The organism is Klebsiella quasipneumoniae subsp. quasipneumoniae, assembly GCF_020525925.1.
GTDB classification, from domain to species: domain Bacteria; phylum Pseudomonadota; class Gammaproteobacteria; order Enterobacterales; family Enterobacteriaceae; genus Klebsiella; species Klebsiella quasipneumoniae.
In genome coordinates, this window is record NZ_CP084876.1 from 1,703,240 (window position 1) to 1,718,167 (window position 14,928).

Sequence of the window (14,928 nt, forward strand, 5' to 3'; positions counted from 1 at the left end):
GATTAAGCGAACCGATAAGAATTATGTTCCGGTAAAGAACAGTGAAAAAATAACACTATGGCGGTTGCCTGGAATAAGCGGGCCAATATCAGAACGTCTGCCGCTGGGTTTCCGCCAGGGCGCAAAAGCGGCGCTGTGACACCGCTCGTCGTAGCGATAGGTGATGCCCACGCTATGGGGGAAGAGCGTAATCCCTCGCAAAATCGGCATAATTCAGCTCATAAAGGGGGCGCAGAATAGGGCGGCTCCTGGTTTTATTCCGCCGATTATGGCTTGTATGGCTACCTGTCCAGCGGTAAATGCTGAAATATATTGCCTGGATAAATTTATTATCTATACCTATTCTTTGCGGGCATAGGTGCGGCACGGCAGCCCTGGCGTGCTGGCGCGCCCTGTGGACGGGGATTTCGGCCACTTTGCACGGCGCAGAGAAATGCGCCGCTGAATAACCTGATCGAGAATAAGATTATTCTCACTTCTAACTGTTGGTAAAAGGGAGTTATGTGTATTCTTTTACGTGACAGTGAATTTAAGAATTTGGCGGGCAGATGCCCGGGCAGTATCCGTGTATTATCAGTTTCAATGGATTTGTGACATGTACAATTTTGCAAAACCGCGTGTTTTGCAACCAAACAGGTGAAGATGAATATGGCGAATTTGAAAGCGGTTATTCCGGTCGCAGGACTAGGCATGCATATGCTGCCGGCCACAAAGGCAATTCCAAAGGAGATGCTGCCGATCGTTGATAAGCCAATGATTCAGTACATTGTTGACGAAATCGTCGCCGCCGGGATCAAAGAGATTGTTCTGGTGACGCACTCCTCGAAGAACGCGGTGGAAAACCACTTTGATACCTCCTACGAGCTGGAAGCCCTGCTTGAGCAGCGCGTGAAGCGCCAGCTGTTGGCGGAAGTCCAGGCCATTTGTCCGCCGGGCGTAACCATCATGAACGTGCGCCAGGCGCAGCCGCTGGGTCTGGGCCACTCTATCCTCTGCGCCCGCCCGGTCGTCGGGGATAACCCGTTTGTGGTGGTGCTGCCGGATATCATCCTCGACGGCGGTACTGCGGACCCGCTGCGCTATAACCTCGCCGCCATGGTCGCCCGCTTTAACGAGACCGGCCGCAGCCAGGTGCTGGCGAAACGCATGCCGGGGGATCTCTCCGAATACTCCGTGATCCAGACCAAAGAGCCGATGGTGGCGGAAGGGCAGGTCGCACGTATCGTCGAGTTTATTGAAAAACCGGACGAACCGCAGACTCTGGACTCCGACCTGATGGCGGTGGGCCGCTACGTACTGTCGGCAGATATCTGGGCCGAACTGGAGCGCACCGAGCCGGGCGCCTGGGGGCGTATCCAGCTGACCGACGCCATTGCCGAGCTGGCGAAGAAGCAGTCTGTCGACGCGATGCTGATGACTGGCGAAAGCTATGACTGCGGTAAGAAAATGGGCTATATGCAGGCCTTCGTCACCTACGGAATGCGTAACCTGAAAGAGGGCGCCAAATTCCGCGAAAGCATCAAAAAACTGCTGGCCTGAACGCCAGCCTGAGACCGAGCGGCAGGCTCTGAACATCCGTCCTGCCGCTCATAACGTTATGCAGAATTTATTCATAACGTGAATGTTATAACGATTGTAAAGAAACGTATGGCTTCGGAGACTTCTGGTAGTTTGTCTCTGGCCTCTGTGGTGCAATGGTCGGAGTAGCGGCAATAATGCTTTATGAATAGTCACTTAGTGCGACAATTCCTAAAGTGCAGGGAAAGCGGTCAACGTCAGCCAAAAATAAAACTTGACTGCGATCATGTTTCCGCTTTAAACATCTCACTTGCATGCATAAAAATGTGAAATGAATTGGCATGCGAGCTGGTACAGACATTATGGATAATCCCTGAGCACGGCAGTGGACATCATCGAAGGATCACAGGTATATGAACTGGCAACTCATCTCATTTTTTGGCGATAGCACCGTTTTGCTGCCCAGCGCAGCGGCGCTGTTTATTGTCCTGATGCTGCGTAAAACGTCGCGGTTGCTGGCGTGGCAGTGGAGTTTGCTGTTCGGCATCACCGGCGCCATCGTCTGCGCCTCCAAACTGGCCTTTATGGGCTGGGGACTGGGTATTCGCGAGCTGGATTATACCGGCTTCAGCGGCCACTCAGCGCTCTCCGCAGCCTTCTGGCCTATCTTCTTATGGCTGCTTAGCGCCCGTTTTTCGGCGGGTGTGCAAAGAGCAGCGGTCGCCACAGGCTATGTTTTAGCCGCAGTGGTGGGGTATTCACGACTGGTCATCCATGCGCATTCCGTCTCGGAAGTGATCGCTGGCCTGCTGCTGGGTGCTGCCGGCAGCGCACTATTCTTACTACTACAAAAGCGCACTACTCATTCCGAATATATGTATATTCCCTGGGGAGGACTTGCATGTTTGGTGATGGTTCCGCTTATCCTGTTACATAGCGGCAGTAAAGCGCCGACTCAGTCGCTGCTGGGGCAGATCGCCACTACAATTGGTCCGTTGGACAAGCCCTTTACCCGCAACGATCTGCACAAGCAGGCTTGGTAATTGCCATTTGTTTTACAGGGGAAATTAAGTTTTCGCTGGTTAATTAGTCAAATAAGAAAATAATCTACTATATGCCGGGCAATTGATAATTCATATTTATGAAATAATGAAGTGCTACTACATTGATATTGCATATTTGTCTGGATATAGCCGTGATCAGACGTTTCTTAAATGCGCTGAGCCAGGAGCTGGAGCATGTCTACTGAATATTCCGTTACCAGGAAACTATTAGAAATTGTAGTTGACTTAGACGCCATCATCTGATTTTTGAATGACGCAACCTTAACATAAAAGATCTTGTTTTACAGATGGTTAGCTTCAATCTTGATAGGTTTGCAACAACGGGGCACTGTCTGGCCGTTTAACTTAGTGAATAATCTTAAGTGTTGATCTCTTATTTTTGCCAATAAAAGGGCAGGCGGTATTAATTGGCAGATATTCGGTAACAAGACTCCCAATTGTGACCGAAATCCCGTAAACTTAACGCCGCAAAAAATAAAGGCCTGACCAATTATTCATCCACAGGTCGATAAAATAAGTCGTTCAGGTAGTCAGTGCGCTGGTAGCTGTTAAGCCAGGGGCGGTAGCGTAGCTGAATCCACCAACTGCAACACAAAACACCTTTCTTGAACAACTATAAAAATCGACGCACGCTGGGTGATTAACACCATAGGATATCCCAGATATCCGCATAAATGGGTCAGGAGCGGCTGCTAAAATCGCCTGTATACCAACTTTCCCGTCTCATCGATAGCCTGTACGGTAAAATTCGCCTACATTGTGAGCTGGGTGGATGTGATAATGGTTACGAGCAGCTTAGGGTAACTGTACTTGCCTCGCCGGTGTTGCACAGTGAAGTCAGCTGGTGCCGCGAGCGCTTTCTATCTTGCTATTCCCCTCATTCTCATTGAGATACGACAGCGGGGCTGAAAATGGATCTTGTACAATGATAAAAATTGCGCGCATTGCCGTGACGCTGGGTTTACTTTCCTCACTGGGAGCCCAGGCTTTCGCGGCCGGGTTAGTGGTAAATGATAACGATCTGCGTAACGACCTTGCCTGGCTTTCCGATCGCGGGGTCATCCATCTGAGCCTGTCGACCTGGCCGCTGAGTCAGGAAGAGATCGCCCGGGCGCTAAAAAAGGCCAAACCGTCCTATTCTTCTGAGCAAGTGGTTCTGGCTCGTATCAACCAGAGACTGTCTGCTTTAAAAGCCGATTTCCGGGTCACCGGCTACACTTCGACCGACCAGCCGGGTACCCCGCAGGGGTTTGGTCAGACGCAGCCGGCAGATAACTCGTTAGGTTTGGCGTTCAATAACAGCGGCGAGTGGTGGGATGTCCACCTCCAGGGCAACGTTGAAGGGGGAGAGCGGATCAGTAACGGATCACGCTTCAACGCCAACGGCGCCTATGGCGCGGTGAAGTTCTGGAACCAGTGGCTCTCCTTTGGCCAGGTACCGCAGTGGTGGGGGCCGGGCTATGAAGGCAGCCTAATTCGTGGGGATGCCATGCGGCCGATGACCGGCTTCCTGATGCAGCGAGCAGAGCAGGCGGCGCCAGAGACCTGGTGGTTACGCTGGATAGGCCCATGGCAGTACCAGATCTCTGCCAGCCAAATGAATCAGTACACTGCTGTCCCACACACTAAAATTATCGGCGGTCGTTTCACCTTTACGCCGTTCCAGTCATTGGAATTAGGTGCATCGCGGATAATGCAGTGGGGAGGGGAAGGGCGACCGCAATCCCTTAGCAGCTTCTGGGATGGTTTTACTGGGCAGGATAATACCGGTACCGATAATGAGCCGGGGAACCAGCTGGCCGGATTTGATTTTAAATTTAAACTCGAACCAACTCTCGGCTGGCCGGTCAGTTTCTACGGGCAAATGATCGGTGAAGATGAGGCTGGTTACCTGCCATCGGCAAATATGTTCCTCGGCGGGATTGAAGGGCACCACGGCTGGGGAAAAGATGCCGTAAACTGGTACCTGGAAGCGCATGATACGCGTACAAATATGAGCCGGACCAATTACAGCTATACCCACCACATCTATAAAGACGGTTACTACCAACAAGGGTATCCGCTGGGTGATGCGATGGGGGGGGATGGTCAATTGTTCGCTGGCAAGGTTGAACTGATTACTGAGGATAACCAACGCTGGAGCACACGTCTGGTTTATGCCAAAGTCAATCCTAAAGAGCAAACAATTAACAAAGCATTTCCTCATTCTGACACGCTTAAAGGTGTTCAGCTTGGTTGGAGTGGAGACGTTTATCAGTCGGTACGTCTGAATACCTCCCTGTGGTACACCAACGCTAACAACAGTGACAGCGACGACGTTGGGGCCAGTGCAGGGATAGAGATACCGTTTAGTTTATAAGGCTGAATGCTGAAAACAGGGGAGAGGGAGTGGTAGCGCTGCAGGATGCAGTCAGCTTTTTTCTCTCCATAAGCCGGCACGGAAGCAACGGCGATGACAGCTGCTCAGGAATTGGCAAATCTTGTTTTACTGATGATGTGACATTATGAAGAAAAAACTTGTTAGATTTTCGGCATTAGCGTTGGCAATTGGGTTTTTATCGGGTTGTACCATTATTCCAGGACAAGGATTAAATAGCCTGCGTAAGAATGTGGTTGAGCTTCCGGACAGTGACTACGATCTGGATAAACTGGTCAATGTGTATCCTATGACTCCGGGGCTGATCGATCAGCTTCGTCCAGAGACCGTTCTTGCTCGTCCAAACCCACAATTGGATAATTTACTGCGCAGTTATGAATATCGCATTGGTGTTGGCGATGTATTGATGGTTACTGTTTGGGATCACCCGGAGCTGACAACGCCTGCAGGGCAATACCGTAGCGCCAGCGACACTGGTAACTGGGTCAACTCCGATGGCACCATTTTCTACCCATATATCGGTAAGGTGCAGGTGGCGGGGAAAACACTGAGCCAGGTACGCCAGGATATCGCAAGCCGGTTGACCACCTATATTGAAAGTCCGCAGGTGGATGTAAGCGTTGCCGCGTTTCGGTCCCAGAAAGTATACGTTACAGGAGAGGTTGCAAAATCAGGACAGCAGCCTATTACCAACATCCCATTAACTGTGATGGATGCGATTAATGCTGCAGGTGGTCTCGCTCCTGATGCCGACTGGAGAAATGTTGTATTAACGCATAACGGAAAAGACACTAAAGTCTCATTGTATGCATTAATGCAAAAAGGGGATTTAAGCGAGAATCATTTACTTTACCCTGGGGATATACTTTTCGTACCACGTAATGATGATCTTAAAGTATTTGTTATGGGCGAGGTTGGTAAACAAAGTACATTGAAAATGGATCGCAGCGGAATGACTGTTGCTGAAGCTTTGGGAAATGCTGAAGGTATTTCTCAAGAAATGAGTGATGCAACTGGTATATTTGTGATTCGACAATTGAAAGATGATAAACAAGGTAAAATTGCTAATATCTATCAATTAAATGCACAGGATGCATCTGCCATGGTTCTAGGAACAGAGTTCCAATTACAACCATATGATATTGTATATGTAACAACTGCACCTATCGTTAGGTGGAATCGCGTGATTTCGCAATTGGTTCCAACAATTACCGGAGTTCATGATATTACTGAAACTGGAAAATTTATTAGGACTTGGTGATATATATGTTTGAATCTATATTGGTGGTTTGTACAGGAAATATTTGTCGTTCGCCGATAGCAGAAAGACTTTTAAGAAATCATTTGCCATTAAAAAAAGTTGACTCTGCTGGTACTGGCGCTCTTGTCGGGCACGAAGCAGATGAAACAGCAGCTTTGATCTGCGAAAAAAATGGCTTTACATTAGATGGGCATAAAGGACAGCAATTTACATCGTCTCTTGCTAGGAAATATGATCTTATTCTCGTAATGGAAAAAGAACATATCGAGAAAATTTCTGAAATTGCACCCGAAGCAAGAGGTAAGACAATGTTACTAGGATATTGGATTGGGCAGAAGGAGATCCCTGATCCATATCGTAAAAGTTATGAAGCATTTGAATCTGTCTTTGGAACTATCAATCACGCTTGTAAAAGCTGGATTGATAAACTGAATAAATGATCAGGATATAAAGTATGGGATCCGAGGTAAAGAAGAATAATCTATTCTCTGACACAGATGAACTCAATATTGGGCGTCTGATTGGAGAACTAATCGATCATACGAAAATCATTATAGCTATAGTATCTTTTACAACGCTTCTGGCTGTGATGTACGTATTTTTTTCCACTCCTATATACCAAGCTAGTTCGTTGATCCAAGTGGAACAAAAGCAGGGAAATAGTATATTAAATAGTCTAAGTCAAGTGCTACCCGATACAGCACCTCAATCAGCTCCAGAAATTTCATTATTACAGTCAAGAATGATACTTGGTAAAACTGTTGATGATTTGAATCTGCAGTTAATTGTAAAAAGGAAATATTTTCCACTTTTTGGAAAGGGATGGGCGCGGCTAACAGGCGGAAATGAAGGGAAAATTTCTGTCAGTAATTTGAATTTTTTGAACCAAAGCGATGATCCAAATATAATTTCAGTTACAGTATTGTCTGAAAGTGCTTTTAGAGTCGAAGGTGAGGGGTTTGAATATGAAGGTCACGTCGGCAAGCCTTTAAATAACAACAATATTCAGTTATTGATTTCTGGAATTGAAGCAGAACCTGGTTCTGTATTTGACGTCCAAAAGGTATCAAAACTAGAAGCGATAAATAATTTGTCAAAAGCTTTTGCTGTGAATGAGCAAGGCAAAGATACAGGTATGTTAAGTCTAACTTTGATTGGTGAAAACCCTAAGTTAATCACTGATATACTTGATAAAATTAGTGATAATTATCTACGCCAAAATATTGATAGGCAGGCTGCTCAAGATGCAAAAAGCTTAGATTTTCTTAATCGCCAATTACCGATTGTAAGAGAAGACCTTGATTCTGCTGAAGATAAGTTAAATGCTTATAGAAGGCAAAAAGATTCAGTGGATTTGTCTTTGGAAGCTAAGTCTGTATTAGATCAAATAGTCAATGTTGATAATCAGCTTAATGAATTGACTTTCAAAGAAGCAGAGATCTCACAACTTTATAAGAAAGAGCATCCAACTTATAAAGCGCTACTTGAGAAACGAAATACCTTAGAAAAAGAAAAAGGGCGTCTGAACAAACAGGTTTCAGCAATGCCATCTACTCAACAAGAGATATTAAAGCTCAGTAGGGATGTGGAATCTGGTCGTGCTGTCTATATGCAGTTATTAAATAGGCAACAAGAATTAAGCATTGCCAAGTCGAGTGCAATCGGTAACGTAAGAATTATTGACCAAGCTGTAACAGAACCAAAACCGGTACAACCTAGAAAATTATTAGGGATTTTAATTGGTATATTGTCCGGTGCGTTCTTATCAGTTGCATTAATAATTCTTAAAATCTCATTGCGCAGAGGCATAGAATCTCCAGAAGATTTAGAGAACATCGGTATTAATGTTTATGCTAATGTGCCTGTTTCTGAATGGTTGAATAAAAAATCTTTCAAAAATACAACATCTATTGATGGAAATTCGAAAAATACACTTTTATCATTAACTAATCCCGCTGATATATCTATTGAAGCTATACGCGGATTAAGAACAAGTTTACATTTTGCAATGATGGAAGCACAAAATAAAGTGCTAATGATTACTGGTGCAAGTCCGAACGCAGGTAAAACATTTATAAGTTCTAACCTTTCAGCGATTATTGCTAATTCAGGAAAGAAAGTTTTATATATTGATGCCGACATGCGTAAAGGGTACGTGCATAAGGTATTCGGTATTTCAATTAATAATGGTCTTTCTGATTATTTATCTGGGAAAAGTACAAAAGAAGATGTTGTAAAGAAAATTGATGAAGCTGGTTTTGACTTTATATCTAGAGGCCAGATCCCACCTAATCCTGCAGAATTATTGATGCATCCACGGATGCAAGAATTGTTGACATGGGCCGATCGCTTTTATGATCTAATAATCATTGACACACCACCGGTGTTAGCAGTAACGGACCCGGTAATTGTCGGTTCATATGCGGGTACTACATTATTAGTCGCACGATTTGAAGAGAATACCGCTAAAGAAATTGAAGTAAGTATACGCCGGCTTGAACAAAGTAATGTAAAAGTTAAAGGATGTGTACTAAATGGAGTGGTAAGAAGAGCAAGTAGCCAATATGGGTATGGTTATAACCACTATGGTTATTCATATACTGAAAAAAATTAATTGTTTTAATTATAAGGCCGGCTTTTTAGCCGGCTAAGAAATCATATGATAAAATTCAAAATTAAAATAGATGAGTTAGTCTGGTTTACCTTTCATTTATTTATATTTGTTAAAGCTTTTACGGGGCCATTGACACTTTATCTTGCATATATCCGATTCGCACCTATAGCTTTGATGATATTATTAGTAGGCTATAAATTATGTATAATAATTCCTAAGAAATTAAGTTATATATTACTAATGGTCTTTCTATCAATCTATGTTCTAATTGGTATAAATAACAATTCATTAGTTAGTTCTGTTTTCGGTATTTATATTTTTATTCCATTTTTATTCGCGTTTTTGTATTCAACAGAATTGTATCAAAGGATATTTGTAAATAATTTTAAGTTCAATTTGTTTTATTTCCTTAGTTGTGCAATAGGTATTTTTTATGTAAATCAATTTGGGGCAGAATGGATAGGTGCGGAACAGGAGATAGCTGGGGTTACGAAAGTTGTTTCGCGTGATTGGATCTCCGATGGAATGATGCGAAACCCTGGATTTACGGGGACATCGGTTAGTTCCGCTACGTTAGTAATTATCACTTGTACATTTTTGGGATATACGCTTCTTGAAAAAAGAAGGTTTATCAGTCTGTTAGTGATTTTTGCAGTTTCTGCATATTTGATATACCTAACAACAACTAAGACAACGATGGTAACGTTAGGTTTTGTGTTTATTTTGATATTTTGTTCATCGTTTATAACAAAATATATTGTGAAAACAATCTTTTTATTCCTGACGTTGTTCTCATATTATTGCATGTTCAATATTAGTAACGTATCAACGGGGATGTTGACAAATACAATGCTAATAAGAATGTATCAAACATGGCCAAATGCAATGTTGTTACTTGAAACACCTCTGCAATATTTTTTCGGGAAAGGCTTTGGTTCAATAGGCGTTCCAACATATTACTTCACGCCAGCATTGGCAAATTCAGCCGATAATATGTATGTATATTTGTATGTCATATTTGGTGTATTTAGTATTTTGTTCTCATTCTTTTTTATAATGAAGTTTTTAAGCTTTGGATTAACCCTGTCAAAATCGACAAAACAATTCTTAATAATATCGTTAGTTATTTTAACAGGTGGTATAACTTCTAATCTCTTTGAAGCATCTTTTTATTCAGTATATGGTGGTGTTATTATAGGCATGATAGTTTCTGAAAAAAAAGAACGAGATATTAAGTTAAATCCTAACTATCAATAATATACTTAGGAGGTGTTATGAAAAAAAGAAAAACATTAATCTCATTAATTTATTGTTTCGCTTTTTTTTATACAAATGCTTTTGCAAGTGAACAAACAATTGGTATTGGAATCCATGCAAATAAGTATGACTTAGAAAATGACAATCTTCTTCAGCTTATAAAAAAAAGTGGTTTTGACTCATTTAGACAGGATTTAACGTGGGATTCTGTAGAAAGAACTAAAGGTGTATATGCCATACCGCCAAAGCTCAAACTAGTTGATGAAATAATTCGTGAAGCGAAAAAATATAATATATCCCCTCTGGTTATTCTTGACTATGGAAATAAAAATTACAATAACGGTGGGTATCCTACTAATGAACAAGACATTGCAGCTTTTGCCAAATATGCAAAATGGGTCGCCTCAAATTATAAGGGGCAGGTCAAGTATTATGAGATTTGGAATGAATGGACGGTTGGAACTGGAATGAAAGGGAAGGGGGAGATACCTCCACCGCAAATATATTTAGAGTTGGTAAAGAAAACAAGTCAGGCGATTAAATCTGTAGATCCTTCTGCAATCATACTCGCTGGGTCATTTAATCCTCTAAGTCCGACAGGAAGACGCTTAAATATATCTGATAGTGATTGGTTCATGATTCTTATAAACGAGGGCATATTAAATTATATCGATGGTATTTCAATACATCCATATTCATTTCTAAATGCAAATAAGAAATTAAGAAATCCTGAATATAATATTAATAAAATTGATCAATTTTATAACAAAATTAAAGACCAAAATATTAAAAAGGTTCCTCTTTATATTACAGAGATCGGAATTCCAACACACGCTGGTCTAGGTGGAGTAGATCCAGTTGAAGCCGCTGATTACGTTGTTAAATATTCCTTATTGGCTAAAAGTAAAAGCTATATAAAAGGTATATGGTGGTATGATTTAAGCAACGATGGTGGGGATATGAAAAACCAAGAGCATAACTTTGGTTTCTATGATTCTAATTTCAATCCAAAACCAGCAGCGAAGGCATTTATAAATTTACAAAAATTTTTAAACAATAAAAGAATTGACAAAATATCGACAACTAACACTAACAACGCACAGCAATTTAACATAGAAGTAAAAGATTCACTAACACAAAAAGATTATACAATTCATTGGAATGAAAAACAGCTTGAGCAAAATGGACGAATACCATATTTAGCAATAAAAAAACTTAGTACACAGAATTCAGAAAATTTTGATCAAAATAATTTAAGTCGAGACGTTTCTGTAAAATAAAATGGTATATTTATGAAAAATCTCTATATAGTGGTGCGTTCTATATCCTTCGGAAAAGGTGTTGGGGGTATGGAAAAAGCTGCTGAACAGCATATTTATGAAATGCACAGTAAAGGATACTGTATTCATCTAGTAGCACCTAAGACAAGAGTTGTGGGTAATATACCATCATTTATAAAGCATATTGATGTTCCATGGCCAATTTGGGATAAATATAAAGTACTCATGACTATGGGGGCTGCATACTATATCTGGTGTAAGAAGGTAGCTAAAAAATTAGTTGTATATAGTAATAATATTGATATTATACACTTTCATGGGGCATCGGCTGGCGTTTTAGCTTCGCTAAACACAGAGCTTATTAAAAATAAGGCTACGATTGTTAATCCACATGGTATGGAAGAATTTGGCACAGGTTCCATTCTACGTATAATTAATCGTGGATTCACTAAACATTTACTGCGCAAGGCCTATTTAGCAGATACCGTTATAGCCACGGATAAAAAGTTGGTTGAAATAGTTAGAAAAAATTTAAACACAGAAAAAATAACTGTAATTCCAAACACTATTGACATAAATACTTTAAGACGGTTAGTAAAGGAAAAAAAACAAGCGACGGATTATAAAATAGTGAGTGTTGGGAGAATTGAATATAACAAAGGCTATGATATTCTTGCTGAAGCACTTGCTAATTTAACGAAAAAAGAGTGGTCTAAAATTAAATTTTCTTGGGATCACTATGGGCGTGGAAAAAATAAAATTGATATTGAAAATTTTTGTAGAAAAAACAACGTCAAACTTAATATCATTTCCGCAGCATCTGATGAAGAAGTACAAACTGCAATAGCATGTTCCAGTTTGTTTGTTCAACCCTCCCGCTATGAGGGCAGCAGTTTAACGACATTAGAAGCGATGACGCATGGTGCTCTTATAGTTGCAATGCCTGTTGGTGGTATACCTGATAAAATTTTCGATAAATATACAGGTTTTTTATGTAAAGAAGTTAGTAGCCTTGCTTTAGAGAAGAGTTTGATAGAAGCAATGGAATCAGAAGAACCAGAAGTGATCCGGAAAAACGCTAGGCACTATGTAGAAGAGAATTTTGACATCCATATTTCAACTGAAAAATATGATTGTATATATAAAAAATTTTTAGCTGAAAAGGAAATCAAATGATTTTTTACTGTGAGGCAAGAATCTTTAGTGGGCAAGAACGCATGTATTTAATTGCTGCATGTGCAATGTCTTATGCCGAAAAGTCCATTATCATTATTAATGAATCAAACTTTATTGCAATAGATTATTGTAAAGAAAATGGAAACTTCTCAGAAATTATTACCATCAAAGATTTCGATCCAAAATTTTCATCATTATATGTTTGGTTTCGATGGAAAAGAATATATTCATTTATTAAACTGCTTAAAGCCAAACACCCTGTTTATAAGACTCTATGCGTATCTCAAGGTAGAATTGAATCTGGGAACATAGCTATAATAGCTGCAAGGTTATTAAGAAAAAAAATTATCTCTTACATTCCTATGGTCCATTATCATTTTCAAATGGAGCAAAGGAGCATATCCACGATGATCAAAGATATGTTATGTGTTCCTCTTTATAAATTACCTAATTCTTTTATTACTATAAGCAATGCCGTTGCTAATGATCTTAAGAAGAAGACTTCTGCAAATGTGCTAGTAGTTGAAAATTTCATTGATAAGAAGAATTATCAAAAAATTGACAACCCGCCCCCTTCATTTAATGAAAAAAATGTTATTAAAATAGTATTGCCAGGCAGGTTATTAAACAAACAAAAAGGTCAATTAGATTTCGTTGAAGCTATTAATTATCTTAAAAACGAAAATTTCAAAGATATTGTTTGTTATATTGTTGGTGAAGGTCCGGACAAGAAAATCATTAATGAACACATTAAACAATATAAACTTAGTGAGACAATTCACCTATTAGGCAACCGTAACGACCTAGTAAGTATTATGGATGGATGTGATTTAGTAGTACTACCTTCAAGATTTGAAGGTGTTCCTCTCGTATTGCTAGAAGCAGCTCTACTACAAAAACATATTATTGCATCTGACATAGTTGGCTTTAATGATTATTTGCATTCTGGATGTTTATTTAAACCATCGAACCCTATAAGTTTAGCAAATAAAATCAAAGAATATATTAAATCTGATGGTAAATCCACATGCTATAAAGCAACTTTGGGTAATGTGTTAATGCGTGATGAAAATCAGTTTAAAAATGATTTCATCACCGCTTTGAAAAAATTATCTTAATAAAACTTACAAGCTAAAAAGGGTTACTAATGGAAAACAAAGATATCGTATTATTATCTACTGCCGACTGGGATAATCCTTTCTGGACAAACAAACAACATGTTGCGGTAGAATTATCCAGACTTGGCTATAAAGTATTTTATATTGATTCCCTTGGTCTTAGAGCTCCTTCGCTTAATAAAAAAGATTTAACTCGAGCAATAAAACGAATATTCAAGATGTTTAAAGCTCCACGCCATGTACGAGAAAATCTATGGGTTTGGTCGCCAGTAACTCTCCCATGGAATAAGTATAAACTAATCAGGGGTTTTAATAGACTATATTTGAAAGGGATGATAGGTTTTTGGACAAAGTATCTTAAATTCAGAGATAAGGTTTTATGGACGTATAATCCACTTACTAAAAGACTACTTAATTTAAAAGATTATAGTTATGTTGTTTATCATTGCGTTGATGAGATTAAGGCTCAACCAGGAATGCCGGTTTCAATTTTAGAAGAATCAGAAAATGAGTTAATAGTTAATTCTGATATAGTATTTGTCACTGCCCCGAAGTTATATGAATCTCGTAAGTTATTAAACGACAACACCTATTATCACTCAAACGTAGCTGATTTTAATCATTTCAATACGAGCATTACTGAAGGTTACGAGAGACCAAAAGATTTGAAAAATATTGAAGGACCGATTCTTGGATTTATCGGTGCAATTAGTAGTTATAAAGTTAATTTCGAATTACTATCTTCGCTGGCAAAAAACAGACCACAATATCATATTGTACTAATAGGTTTGGTTGGAGAGGGTGATCCTAATACAAGTGTTTCAATTTTAGAAAATCATAAGAATATTCACCTCTTAGGACCAAAGGAATATGATGAGTTGCCATCATATCTGAAGTATTTTGATGTTGCACTTTTACCTAATATGATTAATTCTTACACAGATAACATGTTTCCAATGAAGTTTTTTGAGTATCTTGCAGCAGGTAGAAAAGTTGTATCAGTTAATTTAAAGGCTATTCAAGAATTTAAGGACTATGTTTATATTAGTACCACGAATGAAGAATTTATAGAAAGTGTTGATAAAGCTTTAGACGGTGATGCTATTCCATTAGAGAAAAGATTAGAACTAGCTCGACAATATACATATCAATCGAGAACAAAAAAAATGCTAGATTTAATTGAGAATAACGATAATTCTATTTATAAAGGATAAATAAATTGTCGACAGATAAAAATAAACGTATAGCAAAAAACACTATAAT

At 39.9% G+C, this 14,928-nt stretch carries 10 protein-coding genes and 1 pseudogene; all 11 read left to right on the top strand.

The window, feature by feature from the left end; genetic code table 11:
- Positions 1-642: 642 nt before the first annotated feature.
- The 11 genes and pseudogenes from galF (at position 643) to LGM20_RS08320 (ending at position 14,879) form a co-directional block, all read left to right on the top strand.
- Positions 643-1,571 (top strand): annotated as a pseudogene (galF, locus tag LGM20_RS08270) (GalU regulator GalF).
- 360 nt (positions 1,572-1,931) lie between these two features.
- The gene (locus LGM20_RS08275; protein ID WP_044524150.1) at positions 1,932-2,561 is read left to right on the top strand and encodes a phosphatase PAP2 family protein; all 630 of its coding nucleotides are present in this window, start codon (positions 1,932-1,934) and stop codon (positions 2,559-2,561) included.
- Between the two features lie 946 nt (positions 2,562-3,507).
- A complete protein-coding gene (locus LGM20_RS08280; RefSeq protein ID WP_044524149.1) occupies positions 3,508-4,941 on the top strand; it encodes a capsule assembly Wzi family protein in 1,434 nt (477 codons plus the stop codon).
- Positions 4,942-5,086: 145 nt separating this feature from the next.
- The gene (locus LGM20_RS08285) at positions 5,087-6,220 is read left to right on the top strand and encodes a polysaccharide export protein (protein ID WP_044524148.1); all 1,134 of its coding nucleotides are present in this window, start codon (positions 5,087-5,089) and stop codon (positions 6,218-6,220) included.
- A gap of 5 nt (positions 6,221-6,225) precedes the next feature.
- Entirely contained in the window at positions 6,226-6,660 is a 435-nt protein-coding gene (locus LGM20_RS08290; protein ID WP_072013427.1) for an arsenate reductase/protein-tyrosine-phosphatase family protein, read from the top strand.
- A 14-nt stretch (positions 6,661-6,674) separates the two neighbouring features.
- Entirely contained in the window at positions 6,675-8,834 is a 2,160-nt protein-coding gene (locus LGM20_RS08295) for a polysaccharide biosynthesis tyrosine autokinase (RefSeq protein WP_044524147.1), read from the top strand.
- A 45-nt stretch (positions 8,835-8,879) separates the two neighbouring features.
- Positions 8,880-10,091 carry a hypothetical protein gene (locus tag LGM20_RS08300; protein ID WP_044524146.1) on the top strand — a complete coding sequence of 404 codons (1,212 nt, stop codon included), beginning with the start codon at positions 8,880-8,882 and terminating at the stop codon, positions 10,089-10,091.
- A gap of 17 nt (positions 10,092-10,108) precedes the next feature.
- Positions 10,109-11,371, top strand: a complete 1,263-nt coding sequence (locus tag LGM20_RS08305) for a family 1 glycosylhydrolase (RefSeq protein ID WP_115660914.1) — start codon at positions 10,109-10,111, stop codon at positions 11,369-11,371.
- A gap of 12 nt (positions 11,372-11,383) precedes the next feature.
- Entirely contained in the window at positions 11,384-12,547 is a 1,164-nt protein-coding gene (locus LGM20_RS08310) for a glycosyltransferase family 4 protein (RefSeq protein ID WP_077255381.1), read from the top strand.
- Positions 12,544-13,665 (top strand): glycosyltransferase, encoded by a 1,122-nt coding sequence (locus LGM20_RS08315; protein ID WP_044524142.1) that lies wholly within the window; start codon positions 12,544-12,546, stop codon positions 13,663-13,665. Before LGM20_RS08310 ends, LGM20_RS08315 begins: the two co-directional genes overlap by 4 nt.
- A 29-nt stretch (positions 13,666-13,694) precedes the next feature.
- A complete protein-coding gene (locus LGM20_RS08320) occupies positions 13,695-14,879 on the top strand; it encodes a glycosyltransferase (RefSeq protein ID WP_072013426.1) in 1,185 nt (394 codons plus the stop codon).
- The last annotated feature ends 49 nt before the right edge of the window (positions 14,880-14,928 follow it).